The sequence below is a fragment of the Shewanella inventionis genome (assembly GCF_014641855.1).
Lineage (GTDB): Bacteria > Pseudomonadota > Gammaproteobacteria > Enterobacterales > Shewanellaceae > Shewanella > Shewanella inventionis.
This window is the reverse complement of the sequence record NZ_BMII01000032.1, coordinates 17609-38724: the sequence shown is the minus strand read 5'-3', so window position 1 is coordinate 38724 and position 21116 is coordinate 17609. Positions and strand designations below refer to the sequence as shown.

The following is a 21116-nucleotide window of genomic DNA, read 5'->3' as shown; positions in this document are numbered from 1 at the left end:
GCGTCGCTTACACTGAATGAACACTGTAATGAATTTATGCCACTTGATTTACGCTGTTTGGCCATAACTGAGTGATGTTTACCACCAAGATTAACCTGAACTTAATCTGTAGCAAAAAAGAAGAAAGCGAATGAAGCAACTGCGTCTTGATCCAATTACCTGCATAAACGGCGAAATTAATATTCCTGGCTCTAAGAGTATTTCCAATCGGGCATTATTGTTAGCCACTCTAGCCAAAGGCTCAACTACACTCACCAACTTGCTCGACTCAGACGACATTCGTTATATGTTGGCATCACTCAAACAGTTGGGTATTCAATACAGCTTAAGTGACGATAAAACCGTGTGTGTGGTTGAAGGTAATGGTGGGCCAATTTCGTCAACTACTGCACAAAGCTTATTTTTAGGTAATGCCGGTACTGCAATGCGTCCATTATGTGCCGCACTGACATTAGGCGAGGGAGAGTTTACCCTTACAGGCGAGCCGCGCATGGAAGAGCGCCCAATTGGCGACTTAGTGGATGCCTTGCGTCAATTAGGGGCTGATGTAACGTACCTTAAAAATGAAGGATTTCCGCCATTAACGATTAACGCTACCGGCCTTAGTGGCGGTGATGTTGAAATTGCAGGCGATTTATCAAGCCAGTTTTTAACCGCCTTATTAATGGTTGCGCCGCTCACCAAAGACAGCGTAAACATAAAAATTAAAGGCGAGTTGGTGTCTAAGCCATATATCGACATCACCATTGCCTTAATGAAACAGTTTGGCGTTGACGTGATCAATCATCAATATCAGCGCTTTGAGATTAAAGCCGGCCAGCAATATGTATCACCTGGTAAAGTATTAGTTGAAGGTGACGCCTCGTCAGCATCGTACTTTTTAGCGGCGGGCGCGATTCAAGGCGGTGAAGTCAAAGTCACTGGCGTTGGGCGTTTAAGTATTCAAGGCGATGTAAAATTTGCCGATGCGTTAGCACAAATGGGCGCTCAAATAGAGTGGGGCGACGATTACATCATTGCTCGTAAATCGCCATTAACCGCCATCGAAATGGACATGAATCACATTCCCGATGCAGCCATGACCATTGCTACCGCAGCGCTATTTGCTAAAGGCACCACTAAACTGACTAATATTTACAACTGGCGCATTAAAGAAACCGACCGATTAGCCGCAATGGCCACAGAGCTGCGCAAAGTAGGTGCAACGGTTGAAGAAGGTCATGACTACATTACCATCACACCACCAGAAACCCTCAATACTGCCGACATTGACACCTATAATGATCACCGCATGGCGATGTGTTTTTCAATGATGGCTTTTGCTGATTGTGGTATTACAATTAATGATCCTGATTGCACATCAAAAACATTTCCTAACTATTTTGAACAATTTGCGAGATTAGCAAAATAGCCAATATTTCAGATTAACTGTCGCCCTTTTACGTTCGCTTACAACGTAAAAGGGCGATCTTAGTTTTAATATCCAAAAATTGATCAGTAATTAACACATTTTTGTTATACAATGCGCGCGCTTATTTTGATGACCCTTTATCTTTTTCAGGGACGATAGATTATTTTCGGAGGAAATTATGTCAGAGCGATCTCCAGTGATCACAGTTGATGGCCCTAGCGGTGCAGGGAAAGGGACAATCTGTCAATTATTGGCGCAGCATTTAGGCTGGCATTTATTAGACAGCGGTGCAATTTATCGTGTGCTAGCGTTAGCCGCTATTCACCATGATGTAGAACTAGAAAACGAAGAAGCCTTAACGCTGTTAGCAGCCCATCTTGACGTACAATTTTTAACGGGTACTGAAAACGATGCCATTAAGGTGATTTTAGAAGGTGAAGACGTTACAACCACCATTCGTACCCAAGAATGCTCAAATGCAGCCTCAAAAGTTGCAGCATTACCTCGAGTGCGTGAGGCATTACTACGTCGTCAACGTGCGTTTAGTACCGCACCAGGATTAGTCGCCGACGGTCGAGATATGGGCACGGTGGTTTTCTCCAAAGCGCCGGTAAAAATCTTTTTAACGGCCTCCGCTGAAGAACGAGCTCAAAGACGCTATAATCAGTTGCAGGACAAGGGCTTCGATGTTAAAATCGATCGCCTTTTAGCTGAAATTATTGAACGTGACGACCGCGACATCAATCGCGCCGCCTCGCCGTTGGTTCCCGCTGAAGATGCACTTGTTATTGATACAAGCGGTATAGGCATTGAAGATGTATTAAAGCGCGTGCTTGAATACGTCGAACAAAAAATTACTGTCGCCTAGTCGAATCGTCGATTATTACGCAGTAGGTATTTGTGTTAAGGACGACACAAATAATATTACTAGACTCCACATCTAGGATGGATGGTGGTTTATTTAATGAAAGTAACCTAAAACATGACTGAATCTTTTGCTGATCTATTTGAACAATCCCTTCAAACCCTAGAGTTCCGTCCAGGTTCTATCGTTCGTGGTACAGTTGTTGCCATCGAAAACGGTATGGTACTTGTTGACGCAGGCCTTAAGTCTGAAAGCCCAATCTCTGCTGACGAATTCAAAAACGCTCAAGGCGTTTTAGAAATTCAAGTAGGCGATGAAGTTGACGTAGCGCTTGACTCTGTTGAAGATGGCTTTGGTGAGACTCAATTGTCTCGCGAAAAAGCTAAGCGTCATGAAGCTTGGATCGTTCTAGAAAAAGCGTACGAAGATGCTGAAACTGTAATCGGTATCATCAATGGTAAAGTTAAAGGTGGTTTCACTGTTGAATTAAACGGTATCCGTGCCTTCTTACCAGGTTCTCTAGTTGACGTGCGCCCAGTTCGCGACACCGCTCACTTAGAGTACAAAGAATTAGAATTCAAAGTTATCAAGCTAGACCAGAAGCGCAACAACGTTGTTGTTTCTCGTCGTGCAGTTATCGAATCTGAAAGCAGTGCAGAGCGTGATGCACTTCTTGAAAATCTACAAGAAGGCCAAGCAGTTAAGGGTATCGTTAAGAACCTTACTGACTACGGTGCATTCGTAGATTTAGGTGGCGTTGACGGTCTACTACATATCACTGATATGGCGTGGAAACGTGTTAAGCACCCATCTGAAATCGTTAATGTTGGTGACGAAATCAACGTTAAAGTTCTTAAGTATGACCGTGAGCGTACTCGCGTATCACTAGGTCTTAAGCAACTTGGCGAAGATCCATGGTTAGAAATCAGCAAACGTTACCCAGAAAGCACTAAGCTAACTGGTCGCGTTACTAACCTAACTGACTACGGCTGCTTCGTAGAAATCGAAGAAGGCGTTGAAGGTTTAGTACACGTTTCTGAAATGGATTGGACTAACAAAAACATTCACCCATCTAAAGTTGTTAACTTAGGTGATGAAGTTGAAGTGTTAGTACTAGACATCGATGAAGAACGTCGTCGTATTTCTCTAGGCCTAAAACAATGTAAAGTTAACCCATGGGATGACTTCGCAACTAAGTTTAACAAAGGCGACAAAGTATCTGGTAAGATCAAGTCAATCACTGACTTCGGTATCTTTATCGGTCTTGACGGTGGAATCGATGGTCTTGTTCACTTATCTGACATTTCTTGGAACGGTACTGGCGAAGATGCAGTGTCTGAATACAAGAAAGGCGACGAAATCCACGCTGTAGTTCTTTCAGTAGACCCAGAGCGTGAGCGCATCAGCTTAGGTGTTAAGCAAACTGAAGATGATCCATTCAACGCATACCTAGCTGACAAGAAGAAAGGCACCGTAGTTAACGGTACTGTTTCTGCTGTTGACGCAAAAGGTGTTACAGTTGAACTAGCAGAAACTGTTGAAGGTTACATCCGTGTAGCTGACATCTCTGCAGAACGCATCGAAGATGCATCTACTGTATACTCAGTAGGTGATGCAATCGAAGCTAAGTTCATGGGCGTAGATCGTAAGAACCGTTCTATCAGCTTATCTATCAAAGCGAAAGATGAAGCTGAACAGAAAGAAGCGATTGCTACTCTGAACAAGCAAGATGACGTTGTAATGAGCAGCGCGATGGCAGAAGCTTTCAAAGCAGCTCGTAAGTAATCGAGATCGTCTGTTGTATGGGGACTTGTTCCCCATTAGGCGACTGTGTTTGGCTTGATAATATAGGATAGCTAAGATGACAAAATCTGAACTGATCGAAAAACTCGCCACTAGGCAGTCGCAATTGTCTGCAAAAGAAGTGGAAAGTGCAATCAAAGAAATGTTAGAGCAAATGGCGACAACATTAGAAACCGGTGATCGTATTGAAATCCGTGGATTTGGTAGTTTTTCTCTTCACTATCGTGCACCTCGTACGGGCCGTAACCCAAAAACAGGTACTTCCGTTGAATTGGAAGGCAAGTATGTACCGCACTTTAAGCCAGGCAAAGAACTGCGCGAACGTGTCGATGCTGTTAATGCTTAATTAACGCTCTTAAAAAAGCCTCCTTTTGGAGGCTTTTTTGTATCTAATCAAAGTCAATGCTGGTCAGTTTGGTAAATTTCTTGGATAATCATTATATTGATGCGTAAACATGGAGAATAGCGTGAAATCTTTTATTGTTGTAATACTAATAGGATTACTGTTTGTTTTAGCTTTATTATTTGGCGCAAAAAACGAACAGCTGGTTACGTTGAGTTACTTTGTTGCTGAGGGTGAATATCGTTTACCTGTTGTACTTGCTACGGTCTTTTTTAGTGGGTTTTTAATTAGCTGGGTATTTGCAAGTTATCACATCATTAAACTTAAACTGGCATTACGTAAAAGTAATAAAGCATTAAAAAAATTCACAGAAGTGGATGCAATAAACATCGAAGTACCTGCTAAGGATAAAGCAGCCTAGTATGCTAGAAATCTTGTTCTTGCTATTGCCCATTGCCGCCGGATACGGTTGGTACATGGGGCGACGCAGTATTCGCCATAGCGATAGCCAGCAAAGTAAAAAGTTAAGCCGAGATTATTTTACTGGGCTTAATTTTTTACTGTCTAATGAGTCTGATAAAGCCGTCGATCTTTTTATCAGTATGTTAGATGTTGATGATGAAACCATAGATACTCACTTATCACTTGGCTCATTGTTTCGTAAACGCGGCGAAGTTGACCGCTCCATTCGCATTCATCAAAATTTAATTGCACGTCCAAGCCTAACCAATGAACAGCGCGATATCGCGATGATGGAGTTGGGTAAAGATTACATGGCGGCCGGTTTTTACGACCGCGCAGAAGAGATCTTTATTAACCTAGTTAGCCAAGATGAACACAGTGAAGAAGCCGAAACGCAACTTATCCTGATTTACCAGGTCACCAAAGAATGGCAAAACGCTATTGATATTACCAAACGATTACCGCGTAAACGCCAACAGGCACTTAAAGGCACCACCGCACATTTTTATTGTCAGCTAGCCGATGAGGCAAAAAGTGATAACGATAAAATTAAAAAGCTGCAACAAGCCATCAAACAAGATAATAAATGCGGCCGAGCCTGGTTAACACTTGCCAAAATCTACCTAGATGCAGGCCAATTTGATTTATGTAAGCAAGCCATATCAGAACTCATCACAGCAGATATTGATTTATTTGCCGACGTGGTGCCAACCGCAAAGCAGGTGTATCGAGATACTCAAGATCCACAAGGGTTTCAAGAGCTACTTGCTAAAGCGATTGCCGACGGTGCCGGCGCCAGTGTTGTGGTTGCACTTGCCGAACATAAAATCAGCTTAAACCAACATCAGAGTGCTGAATCATTGATGCTCGATAATTTATATCGTCATCCCACCATGAAAGGCTTTCAGCACTTAATGAAATTACACATTAAACAAGCAGAAGATGGCCAGGCAAAACAAAGCCTATCAATGCTTGAACAGCTTGTTGAACAACAAATTAAATTCCGTCCTAGCTATCGCTGTACTGCCTGCGGTTTCCCATCTCACGGTTTATATTGGCATTGTCCATCTTGTAAACAATGGGGCAGCATAAAACGCATTAAAGGCCTGGACGGTGAATAACGCTGCTTAACACACTCTATAATAATTAACACATGTATTGCCGCTGGAGTCCGAATGACTAATAAACCCATTGTAGTTGCCCTAGACTATGACAATAAAACCGACGCTCTGACGTTTATTGATAAACTCGATCCCACCATGTGCCGCTTAAAAATCGGCAAAGAAATGTTTACCCTGTTTGGCCCACAATTAGTGAAAGACATTCATAGCCGTGATTTTGACTTATTTCTGGATTTAAAATTTCACGACATCCCCAATACCGTAGCCAAAGCGGTTGCTGCCGCAGCTGATTTAGGTGTGTGGATGACCAATGTGCACGCCAGTGGCGGTTTAGCTATGATGCAAGCGGCTAAAAATGCGTTAGCTCCTTTTGGTAAAGATGCGCCATTATTAATCGCCGTAACTGTATTAACCTCTATGTCTGATGAAGACTTAGCCTTACTTGGCATTAATGTACCAGCTTTTGAGCATGTGTTACGTTTAGCTAAACTGACTCACCTGGCAGGGCTTGATGGCGTGGTGTGCTCGGCCCAAGAAGCTAAATTACTTAAATCAACATTTGGGCAAGACTTTACTTTAGTTACCCCAGGCATTCGCCCAGCAGGAAGCGATGCAGGCGATCAACATCGTGTAATGACACCGCCACAAGCCATTGCAGCAGGCTCTGATTACCTAGTGATTGGCCGTCCTATTACTCAAGCGGCAGATCCTTTAGCGGCATTAACTGCAATACACCAATCGCTGCAAGCTTAATACTGCCATGAGGTTGAATTAAAAGAACAAACAACAGGAATGAAAACTATGTCGAATGGATCTGCGTTTAACTATACCAACAAAAATGTTGTGGTGGTCGGTGGTACTTCGGGTATTAACCTCAACGTCGCAATAGCCTTTGCAAAGGCAGGGGCTAATGTTGCTGTGGCCAGTCGAAACATTGATAAAGTAAACAATGCCGTTGATTTGTTAAATCAAGCCAATGCCAATGGTACACATTTAGGTGTCAGTTTTGATGTGCGTGACAATGACGCATTAACATTGGGCTTTGCAGAAATAGCCAAACACTATGGCCATATTGATGTACTGATTAGTGGCGCAGCCGGTAATTTCCCTGCCAGCGCAGCTAAACTATCAACTAATGGCTTTAAATCAGTCATCGATATCGATTTAATTGGCAGTTTTCAGGTGTTAAAACAAGCCTATCCTTTGTTAAAAAGGCCTACTGCCAGTATTATCCAAATTTCAGCTCCACAAGCGTTTATCGCCATGCCACTGCAAGCTCATGTGTGCGCGGCAAAAGCGGGTGTCGATATGTTAACGCGCACATTAGCGTTAGAATGGGGCATTGAAGGTGTTAGAATTAACTCCATTGTGCCAGGGCCTATTGCCGACACCGAAGGGTTTAATCGTTTAGCGCCAAGCGATGAATTACAACAACGGGTGGCTAACAGCGTGCCCTTAAAACGTAATGGTCAAGGGCAAGATATCGCCAATGCAGCCTTATTTTTAGCATCTGATATGGCATCATATATTACGGGTGTGGTTTTGCCAGTAGATGGCGGCTGGTCATTAGGTGGAGCCAGTATTGCAATGACTGAGTTAGGCGATTTAGGTGCCAAACAAGGCTTATAGATATTCATTTTGAAAGGTAACAATCATGGCAAATGCATTACAAGATCAATTATTAAAGGCCGGTCTTGCCAGCAAACAAAAAGTACGAGACGTGAAAACTCAAAAACGTCGCGATAAAAAAGCCAAGGTCGATGACGGCAGCGGCGAGCTTAAAAAACAAATTGCAGAGCAAAAATTACAGCAGGCTAAAAAAGATAAAGCGTTAAATGAAGAGCGCTTTGCACAAGCATCAGAAAAGGGCCAAGTTCGTGGGTTAATTACTGAATTTTCTAAATTTGCCATTAACATCCCTAAAGATGCGGAAATTAAGTTTAACTACACCTTAGAAAACAAAATTTACTCTTTGTACATTACCGATAAAATTCAAGCTGAATTGCTTAACGGCACATTAGGTATCGTGCGTCATGAAGATAAAAGCTATTTAGTGCCTCATAAATTGGCTGAACGAGTTAAATTACTGGTGCCACAATGGTGTGGATACTTATGGGATAAAGCCGCTAAAGATTCTGTAGAGCAGGTCAGTGATGCCGACGATCCATATGCTGATTACGCCATCCCAGATGACTTAATGTGGTAATGAATATCCTAAAATAGCCTCTTTACAGAGGCTTTTTTATGTAAAAATATTGATACCCGCTCACCGTATTTGCTTACGATAATTTTGAATCGTTTTCTGTAGTTGATTTTGCCGTTAACGCTAACACTTGCTGGCAGTATGCCAAGTGATGGCGAATGTTATCTAAAAACTGCGATGCCTGGTAATCCACTAAATACCAATAACTGGCTTGTGTTTGCGGGTGCTCATTATAAAACAGCGCTTCAGCAGTAATGAGGTCATCTTGTGTCGCATACGACAACCAATGCACGCTGGGTAAATTACTTAACGCCGCTAACAATGCATATTGTAAATCGGGCTGCGCAGGGCGCTCACAAGTCACTTGTAAAGCCAAAGCCTGAGATGTGCCTACATAATATGTCGGCTTAACATCGCTATTTTTGCGGCGAATATAATCACTCAATAACACTTCAAATGGGTTAATGTCAGGTTGTTCAGATTGAGTATCAAGTTCAGCAGGAATAGATGCTTGATCAATGAATAACTCCGGCCAATAAATATGCGGGTTTGTAAGCTGTAATCCCAGTGCAAGTCTTCGCTCCCCTAGCCAATTATGAACCATGCAAGGCAAATACTCATTGGCAGCTAAAGATGATGCGCGGCTTAATGTCGGCATTAGCGACATACGTTGTACGGAGACTTGTGATGCCACAATCGTCATTAAAAAACTGGTGACGAGCCCTGATGAAGGCCAACAATTAAGTTGCCGGTTAAGCGTGTCTGCGACTTGAGTGAGTAACGCCACTAATTGGCTATTATCAGGGCTGTTGCTTACCGCAAAAGCATGGCTTGATTCTGCATAAGGCCCATTACAAATATTGATGACATTGTCTGCTTGATGTTGGGTCGCATTAAACACAAACGTATGGCCGATCTCAGCAGGTTGCCACTCTCCTTGGCCATTACCAATAATGGTAACTTTTTGGTAAGGCTGAATATTATTGGGTTTAGCTGCGATGGGGTTATCTGAAAACGGCATTATTTCAAGTTCACTTTTGACATATCGACATCATTGGGTATTCATCATCACTTAAAGCGAATGACACTACTGAGTAAGCAATTGTAACTCATTGATCTTGTATTATACCAATTCCACTAATTATCTGGTCATTCAGCGGGAATTCTGTGCCTTCTAGGCAAGTAATAGGATTGTAGGCATAGTTGCTCTCGGCAACTGCTCCTGCGTTGCTCTACCTCCTGCATCCATGCAGTCGTACGTCAAAATACTATTAAGCAGCATAGAAGGCACAGAAACCCGCCTTGCAGGAGACGCTCAGACAGTCCATTTCTTTGTTGCATTGCCTTAGAAGGGAATAACCATTATTTCAACAATGCGCCTCAAACTGAACAGTCTGAGCGACTCTGATTGGTCACATAATTAATGGAAATGGTATTATGTCGATAATCTCAGCGAAACGTTAAAAGGTCACATTTATAAAGGTTATAGATTAAAAACCCTTTTCTTTTTGTTACGCTTTAGTATAAATTAAAACAACTGTTTTAATTATTCGTTTTAAGAGAGCCCTATGTATCCATATCAAGCCCCATTAAAAGACATGCAATTCTTGCTAGAAAACGTTTTTGATGCGCCAACAACCTGGCAGCAACTTCCAGCAATGGCAGAAACGGTAGACATGGATACTGCGTTAGCCATCTTAGATGAATCAGCCAAAATTAGCCGTGATCTACTGCAACCTTTAAACCGCAATGGCGATGAGCAAGGTGTTGTTCACTCTGGCAACGACATTATTACCCCAGACGGTTTTAAAGAGGCCTATAACCAGTTTGCTGAAGGCGGCTGGGTAGGGTTGTGCGGCGAAGCTGATTTTGGCGGCATGGGCATGCCGAAAATGCTTGGGGTATTAGTTGACGAAATGGGCTACAGCACCTGTAACGCTTTTACCTTATATAATTCTCTTACAGCGGGCGCGGCTTTGTGTATCCATGCCCACGCAAGTGATGACTTAAAACAAACCTATTTACCTAATTTATATTCTGGCCACTGGGCTGGCGCAATGGACATGACAGAGCCGCATGCTGGCTCTGATCTTAAAGGGATCCGCACCAAGGCTGAACCATTAGATGATGGCAGCTATGCCATAACAGGTAACAAGATTTTTATTACCGGTGGCGATCAAGATCTAACAGAAAACGTGATTCATCTCGTGTTGGCTAAATTACCTAACTCAAAAGGTATTTCGTTATTTCTTGTACCTAAAATCAGTGTTAACTCAGATGGCAGTTTAGGTGAGCCAAACGGGGTTACTGTAGGCTCAATTGAGCACAAAATGGGCCTTAAAGCCTCAGCAACGTGTGTAATGAATTACGACAACGCAAAAGGCTTTTTGATAGGCGAGCCCGATCGCGGTTTAGTATGCATGTTTACCATGATGAACTACGAGCGGTTAGCCATTGGCTTACAGGGCCTTGGTAATAGCCAAGCGGCATACCAATTGGCCAGCGATTACGCCAAAGAACGCCTACAAGGTGTTGCGGCTGCAGGTTCTGCAACTGGTGCAACATCTGACCCTATTATTGTGCACGGTGATGTGCGTCGTATGCTATTAACCATTCGCGCCATGACAGAAGCCGGTCGTGCATTGTCTGTGTATACAGGTAAGCAATTAGATTTAGCAAAATACGCCAGCGGTGATGTGCAAGCTAAAGCAGCAAGATACGTAGGTTTATTAACCCCAGTATCAAAAGCATTTTTAACCGATCGTGGTTTAGACGCAACCATCATGGGGCAGCAAGTTTTTGGCGGCCATGGTTATATCCGCGAAACCGGTATTGAGCAGTTTGTTCGTGATACTCGCATTGCCCAAATTTATGAAGGTACAAACGGTATACAAGCCATTGACTTTTTAGGGCGTAAAATTACCTACGATAATGTAGCGACGTTAACTGAGTTTGTTGCTGAAGTTAATGCAAGCCTTGCTGAGTTAACTCAGGCTAACCCAGCACATAAAGCCACTGTCAGTCAGGTATTTGCTGAGTTATTAGTCACAGCCAATTACATTAACGATAATAAGAAAACCCAACCTGCACTGGTTAACGCTTGCGCGGTCGATTTCTTAGATGCCTTTGGTTATGCGCTTTACGGTTACTTCTGGTTATTGATGGCAGATAAAGCCTCAAACCATGAAGACAACACCTTTGCCGCGCAAAAGCAGTATGTAGCCGATTTTTATATGGACAAGTTGCTAAGCAAGTCGCAATACCATTTATCACAAGTTAATCAAGGTGATAAGTCTATTATGGCGATGCCAGCTGAGATGTTCTAAGCATCGATGGCATCGATGATAGTCACATTATATTAGTCATTAGGTGACAAACAGCAGTAAAGCCTTCCACTGGAAGGCTTTTTAATGTCTGTAAGCTTTTTTTTAGTATTGGTTACTTACTGCGTTTCCAATAAATAAATGCAGCTATAGCAACCAAAGCAATGGCTGGTGTTAGTTCTAATAAATGATGAAACAGCCCAACACCACCATGTCCCTCATGCGCCATAGCAAGAGACGGAATAGTGGCCAGGATGAAGGCGAGTGATAAATATTTCATGGTGTGTGGTCCTTTTGTTTTGCACCTGTTGTAGCGCTTTTTGTTGTGTAATGTGTTGTGTAATGTGTTGTTAATAAGCCAATAAACAATTTCAAGTATCTAATACCAGTTGCATTAACATCATGTCTTCGCCGTCTATCACCTGTGTATGATGGCTATTACAAACCGGGCAAATAATGGTTCTCTCTTGTACTTCTGATTGCTTATCACAGGTACGACACTGCAACACTAATGGCTGAATGTTCATCACCAGTTTTGCGTTATGGCAACGTGTTTCAAGTTTAAAGGTGTCAAATGCTTGAGCTAACAATGCTGGCTCTACACCACTTAATATGCCTATTTTAAGCTCAACCTGATCAATGGATTTTGCTGAGTTAGCTAATGCAAGTTCTTCACATTGCTCCATTAATGACATCACAATCGAGTATTCGTGCATTAACAGATCCTTGGTAATAATTCTCCTTGGGGTAAATCTAAATAGCGGCTGCTACCCCAAGGCGTGTTGAGTATCACTTTGCCTACTTGTTTATCGGTGACATGGCCGATAATCGCTGCGTGCTCGCAATGACCATAACGTTGCATTATTTCAATCACGCCCAAGGCAATCTCTTGCGGCACAGATACTAAAAAGGTGCCTTCATTAGCTAAATCAAAAGGCTCAAATCCAAATAATTCGCATAAGCCTTTGACTTCATCGCATACTGGGATGGCGGTTTCATCTACACTAATGCCAACATTAGAGGCTACAGCCCATTCATTTAATACTGCAGATATTCCCCCACGAGTGGCATCGCGCATCGCATGGATTTTGACGTTTGCTGCCAGTAATTGCTCAACAATAGGCCACAGCGTATCGCAATCACTGTATAGCGATGACTCAAGGGTTAACCCATCACGAGCCATTAAAATTGCAGCGCCATGACGGCCTATGTCTCTAGAGACAATAATCGCATCGCCTAACTGTAGGTTACGTACTGAAATATCGGGGTTTAAAATGCGCCCAACACCAGAGGTATTAATAAATAGCCCATCGGCACAGCCTTTAGGCACTACTTTTGTGTCTCCGCAGACAATTCTGGCGCCAGATTTATGTAACTCTTCAGCCATGCTGTTCACTATGGTGTTTAAGTCATCAAGCGCAAAACCTTCTTCAATAATAAAGCTGCAACTTAAATATTCTGGTTGTGCTGCCATCATGGCAAGATCATTGACAGTACCTGCGACGGCTAATTTGCCAATATCGCCACCAGCAAAAAAAAGTGGTGAAACGGTAAAAGAGTCAGTGGTAAAGGCAATATGGCCACACATGTTTAATTTGGCGGCATCTTCTTGTGAGGCTAAAATAGGGTTATTAAACGCCTTAAAAAACATCTCAGTAATTAACTGATTCATTTCTTTGCCACCACCACCATGGCTCAGTTGAACTGTTTTTTTAGTTGCCATTTTGCACCTCTCCATAGCGATAATAAGCGTTACAAGCCCCTTCTGAGCTCACCATACAGCTGCCTAATGGCGTTTGTGGGGTACAGCCACGACCAAATACCTTGCAGTCTTTAGGATTAGCTAATCCACGTAAAATGTCGCCACACTGGCAGGCTTTATGGTCATCGATTTCGGCTGTTGGCAGCACCTTAACGAAGATACGTTCGGCGTCTCGGTGTTGATATTCGGGCTTTAAGGCTAGTGCTGAGCGCGCAATGGGACCAAGTCCGCGCCAACGAAAACTGTCTCGCACCATAAAGTATTTGTTCACCAGTTGCTGTGCAGCGACATTACCTTCATAGGTCACAGAGCGGCTGTACTGAATATCGAGTTTTGCTTCATGTACCACTTTTTGTTTAACAATGCGTAAAATCGACTCCATCACGTCAACAGGCTCAAAGCCAGACACCACCACAGGCGTGTTGTAGGTGTCGACAGCTGGCTGATAAATTTTGGCGCCACTAATTACGCTTACATGGGCTGGGCCAATAAAAGCATTAACCTGAGCACGACTGTCTGCCATTACCGCATCAATTGCAGGTGGTACAAGCACATGATTAATATGAAACAACAAATTAGCGATATTTTGCGCTTCTGCCTGTGCCAGTAATGCTGCTGTCATTGGGGTTGAGGTTTCAAAGCCGATGGCAAAAAATATTACTGTTTTATCTGGGTTATCACGGGCAATGGTTAATGCATCGAGTGGATCGTAAAGAGGGCGGATATCGCAGCCTTGAGAACGAAATTGCGCCAAACTGCCCATTGAGCCGGGCACACGGATCATATCGCCTAAGGTCACTAAAATGACATTTTCTTGGCTGGCTAGCACTGCAGCATGGTCAATGCGCTCTTTTGGCATCACGCAAACAGGGCAGCCTGGCCCGTGAATAAACCGAATGTTATTTGGCAGCAGTTGCAATAACCCGTATTTCATAATGGTGTGAGTATGGCCGCCGCACACTTCCATTATATTAATTTGCGCTGTTGTCTGTGCTGCTTGCTCACGTATGAGTGCCGCTAAATGTGCAATGGTTTTTGGATCTCGAAACCCTTGATAGAAATCATTAAGGGTAATCATTACTCAGACTCCAGTTGCATTTTTTCAACAATCTCTTGGTATAAATCGAGACTTTGCTGGGCATCTTTCTCATCGATTTTATTCATTACAAAACCAATATGTATTAATACATAGTCACCTGGGCTTAATGGCTCGGTCATTAAATGACTACTTACACGGCGCTTAACGCCTAATGTGTCAACAGTTACACTTGCATCATCATGTATTTCAACAATTTTAGAGGGTACTGATAAACACATGATTATCGCTCCAGATTGGCGCTGATCCATTGCGCAAAGGCATTCATTGAATCAGAATTTTTCACAGATAACACAAAAAGTTCAACGTTCGGGTTAAGTTTGTGCAGTTGCTGTTTTGCCTGTTCAATATCAAAATCAAAGTAAGGCAGAAGGTCCGATTTAGTAATTACCACCACATCAGCACGGCGAAACATCACCGGATACTTTTCAATTTTGTCATCGCCTTCTGGGACCGACAGCAATACAATATTTTTGTGGGTACCCACATCGTAACTGGCAGGGCAAACCAAATTGCCAACGTTCTCTACAAAGCAAATGTCGATGGGATTTAAATCCATATGATGCAATGCGCCATGCACCATAAAGGCATCGAGGTGACAGGCTGAGCCAGTTTGTATTTGATATGCATTAATCCCTTTAGCTAGCAGACGGTCGGCATCGCGTGAGGTTTCTAAATCACCTTCGATCACCGCATATTTTTGCTCAAGGTACTCTTGTAAGCATTCAAGAAGCGTGGTTTTGCCACTGCCAGGGCTGCTCATTAAATTAAACGCTGTCACATGGTGAGAGGCAAAATGATCTCGGTTATGCTGGGCCTCAACATCGTTTTTATCCAAAATTTTATGAATAACCGCTAAGGTTTTTTTGTCGTTTAATTGAGGATTGCTGTGGAGATGGTCGCCATGATGATGACCCGTATGATCCTGTGTGATAGAGCAGCCGCAATCTTTGCACATAATATTTCCCTAACCTGACTTTTCTTATTTCTAGTGTCAGATAACTTACACATGGATTCTTTGACGTATATCAGCTTTTAATCAAAACAACGCGTCCTTATGCAGCATCTAGTGTAAAAATGTGATCGGCCCCACAAGCGCTAAGTCGTTACAGGGGTAGTCTGTGATGTTTTTGGTATAAATCTTTGTAATCCATACCATAACTGGCCAAGTGCAATACCGCCGTCATTAATGGGTACATATTGACTTGCTAATACCGGATGCTGGTTAAGCTGAGCGTTTGTTAAGCAATGGTTTAATAAGGTTTTGTTTTGAAATACGCCACCGCAAAAAACCATGGGAATATGGCGATAATCTCTCGATATCACATCGATTTGCTCAGCAATTTGCGCCATAAAATGCCAGCACGCTTGTTGAATATGCACATTTTCAGGTGTTGATACAGCGAGCGGGTTGTTTGTGTGATGCGCTGCAGTTACTAGCTCGGTGATCAAGGCGCTGCTGTTCCATGTTATTGTTGAAGATCCACTCTGCGCTGTGGTTTTGCGCTGTAAAGTTATGGTTTGTGCGCCATTGTTATTTATTTCGTGGCCAGTATTTGGGTGAGTTTTACGCTTAAGATAGAGATTAGCAGCCGTTTCTATCATCATTCCGGCCTGGCCTTCATATTGATTTTGTTCAAGTAAATTAAGACCCACCGCCAAAGCATCAAATAAACGACCAACAGAGCGACATGGAATACAGTGACGGTTATTACGCCACAATGTGTATAAGTTTCTTACGGTATTCTCACCTAAGTGTTGAATGGCGTTTATCGGTAATGTAAGGATGTGCTCAACGGATAAATGCTCAAACAGCAGAGCTAATAAAATACGCACAGGTTGCTTAATGGCCTGCTCACCACCGATAAGTGAAAACTCACTAAAATGGGCGAGGGTACGATACCCATGAATATCGGCAAGCATCACTTCGCTGCCCCATAACACGCCATCGTCACCAAGGCCTGTGCCATCAAAGCTTATCCCCAATACACTATCCGTGTGTTGATTGACCGCCATTACAGACAACACATGTGCATAATGATGCTGTACGCCAATGCAATGCGCTGCGGGTAATGCATGTTGCTGTTGGTAATTACATACCCATTGGCTTGGTGCATATTGTGGATGCTTGTCATGTACGATATGGCTGGGAGTAAAGTCATACAAGCGGTTAAATGTGGCTAAGCTTTGGTGAAAATACGTTTGTGCCTCAAGACTAAACAAATCACCAATGTGCGGCGATAACATCATGCAATGGTCAAAACCGAATGCGACAGCATTTTTTTGTTGTGCCCCTACCGCTAAAATATTGCAGCCAAGTGACTCATGAATTGCAGCTTGGTTTTCATTCTCAGCGGTTGTCGCTACCTGACGGTTTATGGTCAATGGCGCATAGCCACGGGCCAGACGGATCACTTGTAATTGATGGTTGATCACTTGCACTACACTGTCATCACAAGCATTAATAATGGGCCTGTTATGGTCAACAATAGCGTCTACAACGTGCCCAAGATGACGCTCAATTTCTGCTTTGCTACCAATAATGGGCTCACCGCTTCGGTTAGCACTCGTTGCCACTATGGGGTTGTCGAGTGCTTGCATCAATAAGTAATGCAATGGTGTATAGGGTAAAAACACCCCAAGACGGTCAATTCCAGGGGCAAGTTGCTCGCTCAGTTTAAGCGGATTGTTGACCTGTTTAGTTAATAAGGTGATGGGCTTCTCTGCGCTAGTTAATACCTGCCATTCTGTGTCATTACCCGTAACGCACAGCTTTGCTTGGGCCAAGTCTTTTACCATAATTGCCAGAGGTTTTGCTGGGCGCTGCTTACGCAAGCGTAATTGGTTTACGGCGGTGTCGTTAGCGGCATCACACACAAGATGAAACCCACCTAAACCTTTAATGGCCACAATGGCGCCACGTTTAATGAGTTCAGCGGTATCAATGAGAGGGTCGTTATGTAGCAATGGTGCAAATCGATCATTTAATAGGGTTAACTGCAATTGTGGCCCGCACGTTGGGCAACTAACTGGCTGTGCATGATAGCGGCGGTTGAGTGGATCTGTGTATGCATTGTGGCATTGGTTACACATAACAAAATCGGCCATAGCAGTATTGCAGCGGTCGTATGGCAAGGCCTTAATAATGCTGTAACGTGGGCCGCAATTAGTGCAATTTGTAAAGGGGTATAAATAATGGCGATTAAACGGATCGTTTATCTCGTTAATACAATCCTCACAGACACTTTTGTCTGCAGAAACGGCTACATTTGCATGCTCGCCATCAACAGCCTGGCTTTCAATAATGGTAAACGCGTTAAAAGGAGATAATGGTTCAATGTAGGTTTTATCAATACTGTCTATTCTGGCCAATGGGGGCGGCGATGTGGTTAATGTATTAATAAATTGGCTGATAACATTTGACTCACCCTGGAGTTCGATGGTTACACCATGGTGATTATTGAGCACAGTGCCAAGTATATTAAGTTGTTTAGCTAAGCGATATACAAAGGGGCGAAACCCAACCCCTTGTACAATTCCTTTTACTACAATAATCACTTGTTGTACTGATGCCATACTCAATCTGCCGTTAAATTAGACAGTGCTATTTTAACGTTTATCCACGGCGCTGTTTGAGATATAGCCCACCAATTGCGATATTAACGCCATCAAGATCGAGTAAAGGGTTAACCACCAGCGGATAATTTTTACCTAGGCGAAGTTGAATGCGTTCGGTCAATACTGGGTTTGCAAAATCACTGCCTGCAAGCACCAGTTGTTTAATGCCAATATTTTGATCTACATGCTCAATCCAATGGCTTAAATAATCGGCAAACGAGTCATGAAACGCAAACGCAAGTTTTGCCAAATTGGCATCGCCAGCCAGTTTAAAACTCATTAACGCCCCAAGGGTTTTACACCAATTTAGGCTTCTGTGTGCCATCCCTTTTGTTAACGGAAAGTCAATCCGCGGTGCGCTATTACCCTGGTAAGACATGGCTAACGAGATAAATCTGTCTGCTAAAGCCATGACACTGATCTGTTTATTGTCTCGTTTGTGGCTTTGCCCAGCGCCAATCACGACGGCACAAGCGGCCATTAACTGGTTGAGCCGGCCATCGTTTGCACTAAAGTGTAAATCCAGTAACTGGTTGTACTCTTTGGGATGCAGTTGTTTAAATTTGTCGAATAAACTTTTTTGCGCCGAGTCCTGTAGGGCGTGACACAACTCATATCCATTATGAGGAAGCTCAGGCAGTTCAAAAAATAGCTCAGCTTGGCTGTTATCATCCATGGTCACAATTTGGCATGGGTGATGTTGACTGAAATACAGCACCGCAGCATGTTTTACAAACTGGGGTTTACCATAATGCTCGTTGTTATTATGGCGTAAATGGCCAGCAGATAAGGCTCGCAGGCTTTTGTTAATATTGGCACCATCAGCAGAGGTTACACTTTGGTTTATTGTGTAAGTAGCCGCCTGATGTTGAGCCGTACAAAGCGATATAACATGCCATGCCAATTCGTTGTGATGGCTTTTTACCACATATTTGTGGGTATCTGTTTTATAACTGCTTTCATCGTGTAAACAGGTTAGGTTTGTTGGCAACGGGATATGGCCGTCAGCATAACTGGTTATCGGCAACCAGCCCTTGGCAATACTGGCCAGGTACAAAGGCGGATCCATTTTGGCTTTATCTACTTCATCTTGATAAACATACACCCAATGCACGCCTTTTTGGCGAAGCATTTCAGTTAATATTACCAGTAAGCGATTTTCTGCAAATTGAATATCATACAAAGGGGCATGAAGGCTTGGGTGATCGCTACTTGGCCTTACCCTTAAAATGGGCTTTTCTATGCTCGACAACGCCAATACCTGATTGTCATTTACACAAAATTGGCTGTTTAGCGAGTTAGGATTACACACTAATATCCGTGGTCTTTGATATGTACTATTTGCCGTGTTATTTGCCGTGATTGGCGATATTGCCAGGGCGATCCCAAGCATAGGTAAAGCAAGGGTTTGTTCACTGAGTAATTGACCTGCCATTGCTGCAATGTCTAGCCGAGTTAACGATTTTTGCTCACGGCTTAATTTGAAATGGCCTTTACAGTGTTCACAAGCTAAGTTGATGTCACCAAAGTTGGGGTGTTGATTGTCGCCAAATTGCGGCTGACAATGCTGACAAAAATACAAGGGTAGGCCTTGGTGCTTAATAACCGCAAACGGTGTGTTTTTACCTGTTTTAGATTCAATGCGTTTAATTTCAGTTTTTTGCAGCCAAACCGACAGCAAAAAGTCACTGGCAATGTCATCGGCTAACGACTCAAGCTGTGCTTGTTGAGCATAAGCCTCAATAAAATAACAGACGGCCCCATCTATTTCTTGTGGCTCACAACCAATACTAATGGCTAACGCCGTACGTGTTAAATAGTGATTACATAAATGCTCGTACAATGGCACCGGGCGCTGGCAAACAAAATCAAATCGAATGTTATGCATCGACATAGCAACCTCGCTTATAGGCATCAGGGATCACATGACTAATGGCAATATCTGCCACGCAGTCATAGGTAAAACCAATGGATGACATATGCCTAAGCAGTGCCTTTTCCATTGTGGGTATTGCATCAAGCAGGTGATTAGTTAAGCCTAAAACCATGGGTTCAATAACGGTTGGGGTTACACCTAACACAAAGGTATGCGGTCTATCGCCAACGATGTCCATCATGTTGAGGGTTTGCAGCATTTCGACTTCGTGGGCACTGCCTTGCCAGTCAATTTCAGCTGGGGCGTGGTCAAAATCAAAAAAATACACTTCGCCTGGGCCGACGCCCACACTGTTTACGGTATCAACCACAATTAAATGATCATACTGACAAATGATGGGAATAAGCCCCTGGGCTAAGGTGCCGCCATCAATAATATCCAGTTGATCATGTGCGTGGTTAAATTGATATTTATCTTTGATATAATTGACAAAATGTACGCCGACACCTTCGTCGGCGTACAATACATTGCCTATACCTAACAGCAATATTTTTTTCACGCTTATTAGTGATCCTTATGGTAGTCGTAACCTGACACGATAGAGTCGACAGAGTTATGTTTAAAGCGAATACCAGACCACACCGCCATATACACATGGATCACCACAAAGATGATAAATGCCCATGTTAAATAGTGATGAATAATCCGTAAGTTAGCTAATCCGCCACACCAGGCTGTTAACCAGGCCGATACGTCTGCGAGTAAACCACCTACACCCAAGTGATACACATTGGCATACAGCACCAAACCAGTTACACAAATGATTAATGCCACAAACGAAATCGCTACATAGGTGACAAATTGCAATGGGCCGTAAACCCCAGCTTTATGCAAATGCCCCATCCAAATGTAAGATTTAAGCTGAACAATCCAGCTGTTAATACTCAGTACATCCTTAAACGATTTTCGCTCAATGTTATTGCGGCTAAAAAAATACAAATAAAACCGCACTAGGGTGATACTTGTGAGTAAAAAGCCAAACACGATATGTGCAAAGCGGATCCAGCCTTGCACCAGTACATCAGAGCTTTCTGGTGCCACTAAAAATGGCCACGAGAGATAAAATCCCGTGATCACCAACACCAAAATGGCCAAGGCCCTCAGCCAGTGAAATATGCGAATGGCCGGAGTAAATATCAGCTTCCTGTGGTGGGTTGCGATATGTTCCATACT

21 protein-coding genes are annotated in these 21116 nt (G+C 43.1%); 10 read left to right on the top strand and 11 right to left on the bottom strand.

Annotated elements, in window-relative coordinates; genetic code table 11:
* Positions 1-130 precede the first annotated feature (130 nt).
* The 9 genes from aroA to IEW93_RS17075 all read left to right on the top strand — a co-directional run bounded on the left by aroA (position 131) and on the right by IEW93_RS17075 (position 8211).
* Positions 131-1411: a 3-phosphoshikimate 1-carboxyvinyltransferase gene (gene aroA, locus IEW93_RS17115; protein ID WP_188740497.1), complete on the top strand. Its 1281-nt coding sequence runs from the start codon at positions 131-133 to the stop codon at positions 1409-1411.
* A gap of 178 nt (positions 1412-1589) precedes the next feature.
* A complete protein-coding gene (gene cmk, locus IEW93_RS17110) occupies positions 1590-2279 on the top strand; it encodes a (d)CMP kinase (RefSeq protein ID WP_188740496.1) in 690 nt (229 codons plus the stop codon).
* 114 nt (positions 2280-2393) lie between these two features.
* On the top strand, positions 2394-4061 hold the full coding sequence (gene rpsA, locus IEW93_RS17105) for a 30S ribosomal protein S1 (RefSeq protein WP_188740495.1): 1668 nt from the start codon (positions 2394-2396) through the stop codon (positions 4059-4061).
* 76 nt (positions 4062-4137) lie between these two features.
* Positions 4138-4425, top strand: a complete 288-nt coding sequence (ihfB, locus tag IEW93_RS17100; protein WP_188740494.1) for an integration host factor subunit beta — start codon at positions 4138-4140, stop codon at positions 4423-4425.
* A gap of 121 nt (positions 4426-4546) precedes the next feature.
* The gene (locus IEW93_RS17095) at positions 4547-4843 is read left to right on the top strand and encodes a LapA family protein (RefSeq protein WP_188740493.1); all 297 of its coding nucleotides are present in this window, start codon (positions 4547-4549) and stop codon (positions 4841-4843) included.
* Between the two features lies 1 nt (position 4844).
* On the top strand, positions 4845-6005 hold the full coding sequence (lapB, locus tag IEW93_RS17090; protein WP_188740492.1) for a lipopolysaccharide assembly protein LapB: 1161 nt from the start codon (positions 4845-4847) through the stop codon (positions 6003-6005).
* Between the two features lie 54 nt (positions 6006-6059).
* Positions 6060-6758, top strand: a complete 699-nt coding sequence (gene pyrF / locus IEW93_RS17085; RefSeq protein WP_188740491.1) for an orotidine-5'-phosphate decarboxylase — start codon at positions 6060-6062, stop codon at positions 6756-6758.
* A 48-nt stretch (positions 6759-6806) separates the two neighbouring features.
* Positions 6807-7634, top strand: coding sequence for an SDR family oxidoreductase (locus IEW93_RS17080; RefSeq protein WP_188740490.1), 828 nt, complete (start codon positions 6807-6809; stop codon positions 7632-7634).
* Positions 7635-7659: 25 nt separating this feature from the next.
* Complete coding sequence (locus IEW93_RS17075) at positions 7660-8211, top strand: DUF2058 domain-containing protein (RefSeq protein ID WP_188740489.1); 552 nt, start codon at positions 7660-7662, stop codon at positions 8209-8211.
* Positions 8212-8284: 73 nt separating this feature from the next.
* Here the strand turns inward: IEW93_RS17075 and IEW93_RS17070 are convergent, their stop codons facing one another.
* Positions 8285-9229, bottom strand: coding sequence for a hypothetical protein (locus IEW93_RS17070; RefSeq protein ID WP_188740488.1), 945 nt, complete (start codon positions 9227-9229; stop codon positions 8285-8287).
* Between the two features lie 547 nt (positions 9230-9776).
* Between IEW93_RS17070 and IEW93_RS17065 the strand changes: the two genes are divergently transcribed.
* Positions 9777-11534 carry an acyl-CoA dehydrogenase C-terminal domain-containing protein gene (locus IEW93_RS17065; RefSeq protein ID WP_188740487.1) on the top strand — a complete coding sequence of 586 codons (1758 nt, stop codon included), beginning with the start codon at positions 9777-9779 and terminating at the stop codon, positions 11532-11534.
* Positions 11535-11646: 112 nt separating this feature from the next.
* Here the strand turns inward: IEW93_RS17065 and IEW93_RS17060 are convergent, their stop codons facing one another.
* From IEW93_RS17060 to cybH, 10 genes are all read right to left on the bottom strand, one after another.
* Complete coding sequence (locus IEW93_RS17060) at positions 11647-11811, bottom strand: hypothetical protein (protein ID WP_188740486.1); 165 nt, start codon at positions 11809-11811, stop codon at positions 11647-11649.
* A 91-nt stretch (positions 11812-11902) separates the two neighbouring features.
* Positions 11903-12247 carry a hydrogenase maturation nickel metallochaperone HypA/HybF gene (locus tag IEW93_RS17055; RefSeq protein WP_188740485.1) on the bottom strand — a complete coding sequence of 115 codons (345 nt, stop codon included), beginning with the start codon at positions 12245-12247 and terminating at the stop codon, positions 11903-11905.
* Entirely contained in the window at positions 12247-13254 is a 1008-nt protein-coding gene (gene hypE, locus IEW93_RS17050) for a hydrogenase expression/formation protein HypE (protein WP_188740484.1), read from the bottom strand. The genes IEW93_RS17055 and hypE overlap by 1 nt, the downstream gene beginning before the upstream one ends.
* On the bottom strand, positions 13244-14371 hold the full coding sequence (gene hypD, locus IEW93_RS17045) for a hydrogenase formation protein HypD (RefSeq protein ID WP_188740483.1): 1128 nt from the start codon (positions 14369-14371) through the stop codon (positions 13244-13246). Before hypD ends, hypE begins: the two co-directional genes overlap by 11 nt.
* A complete protein-coding gene (locus IEW93_RS17040; RefSeq protein ID WP_188740482.1) occupies positions 14371-14610 on the bottom strand; it encodes a HypC/HybG/HupF family hydrogenase formation chaperone in 240 nt (79 codons plus the stop codon). The genes hypD and IEW93_RS17040 overlap by 1 nt, the downstream gene beginning before the upstream one ends.
* A 2-nt stretch (positions 14611-14612) precedes the next feature.
* Entirely contained in the window at positions 14613-15347 is a 735-nt protein-coding gene (hypB, locus tag IEW93_RS17035) for a hydrogenase nickel incorporation protein HypB (RefSeq protein WP_188740481.1), read from the bottom strand.
* A gap of 140 nt (positions 15348-15487) precedes the next feature.
* Complete coding sequence (gene hypF, locus IEW93_RS17030; RefSeq protein ID WP_188740480.1) at positions 15488-17965, bottom strand: carbamoyltransferase HypF; 2478 nt, start codon at positions 17963-17965, stop codon at positions 15488-15490.
* Positions 17966-18005: 40 nt separating this feature from the next.
* Entirely contained in the window at positions 18006-19901 is a 1896-nt protein-coding gene (locus IEW93_RS17025) for a Kae1-like domain-containing protein (protein WP_188740479.1), read from the bottom strand.
* Positions 19888-20442, bottom strand: a complete 555-nt coding sequence (locus tag IEW93_RS17020) for a HyaD/HybD family hydrogenase maturation endopeptidase (RefSeq protein WP_188740478.1) — start codon at positions 20440-20442, stop codon at positions 19888-19890. Before IEW93_RS17020 ends, IEW93_RS17025 begins: the two co-directional genes overlap by 14 nt.
* Positions 20443-20447: 5 nt before the next feature.
* Positions 20448-21113 (bottom strand): Ni/Fe-hydrogenase, b-type cytochrome subunit, encoded by a 666-nt coding sequence (gene cybH, locus IEW93_RS17015; protein WP_188740477.1) that lies wholly within the window; start codon positions 21111-21113, stop codon positions 20448-20450.
* Between the last annotated feature and the right edge of the window lie 3 nt (positions 21114-21116).

Bases quoted from the DNA above. Each gene is read 5' to 3' on its own strand.
- IEW93_RS17040 (WP_188740482.1), bottom strand. From the start codon at position 14,610: ATGTGTTTATCAGTACCCTCTAAAATTGTTGAAATACATGATGATGCA.
- IEW93_RS17060 (WP_188740486.1), bottom strand. From the start codon at position 11,811: ATGAAATATTTATCACTCGCCTTCATCCTGGCCACTATTCCGTCTCTT.
- IEW93_RS17080 (WP_188740490.1), top strand. From the start codon at position 6,807: ATGTCGAATGGATCTGCGTTTAACTATACCAACAAAAATGTTGTGGTG.
- IEW93_RS17025 (WP_188740479.1), bottom strand. From the start codon at position 19,901: ATGTCGATGCATAACATTCGATTTGATTTTGTTTGCCAGCGCCCGGTG.
- pyrF (WP_188740491.1), top strand. From the start codon at position 6,060: ATGACTAATAAACCCATTGTAGTTGCCCTAGACTATGACAATAAAACC.
- lapB (WP_188740492.1), top strand. From the start codon at position 4,845: ATGCTAGAAATCTTGTTCTTGCTATTGCCCATTGCCGCCGGATACGGT.
- aroA (WP_188740497.1), top strand. From the start codon at position 131: ATGAAGCAACTGCGTCTTGATCCAATTACCTGCATAAACGGCGAAATT.
- IEW93_RS17055 (WP_188740485.1), bottom strand. From the start codon at position 12,247: ATGCACGAATACTCGATTGTGATGTCATTAATGGAGCAATGTGAAGAA.
- ihfB (WP_188740494.1), top strand. From the start codon at position 4,138: ATGACAAAATCTGAACTGATCGAAAAACTCGCCACTAGGCAGTCGCAA.
- cmk (WP_188740496.1), top strand. From the start codon at position 1,590: ATGTCAGAGCGATCTCCAGTGATCACAGTTGATGGCCCTAGCGGTGCA.
- rpsA (WP_188740495.1), top strand. From the start codon at position 2,394: ATGACTGAATCTTTTGCTGATCTATTTGAACAATCCCTTCAAACCCTA.
- IEW93_RS17065 (WP_188740487.1), top strand. From the start codon at position 9,777: ATGTATCCATATCAAGCCCCATTAAAAGACATGCAATTCTTGCTAGAA.
- hypB (WP_188740481.1), bottom strand. From the start codon at position 15,347: ATGTGCAAAGATTGCGGCTGCTCTATCACACAGGATCATACGGGTCAT.
- hypE (WP_188740484.1), bottom strand. From the start codon at position 13,254: ATGGCAACTAAAAAAACAGTTCAACTGAGCCATGGTGGTGGTGGCAAA.
- cybH (WP_188740477.1), bottom strand. From the start codon at position 21,113: ATGGAACATATCGCAACCCACCACAGGAAGCTGATATTTACTCCGGCC.
- hypF (WP_188740480.1), bottom strand. From the start codon at position 17,965: ATGGCATCAGTACAACAAGTGATTATTGTAGTAAAAGGAATTGTACAA.
- hypD (WP_188740483.1), bottom strand. From the start codon at position 14,371: ATGATTACCCTTAATGATTTCTATCAAGGGTTTCGAGATCCAAAAACC.
- IEW93_RS17075 (WP_188740489.1), top strand. From the start codon at position 7,660: ATGGCAAATGCATTACAAGATCAATTATTAAAGGCCGGTCTTGCCAGC.
- IEW93_RS17070 (WP_188740488.1), bottom strand. From the start codon at position 9,229: ATGCCGTTTTCAGATAACCCCATCGCAGCTAAACCCAATAATATTCAG.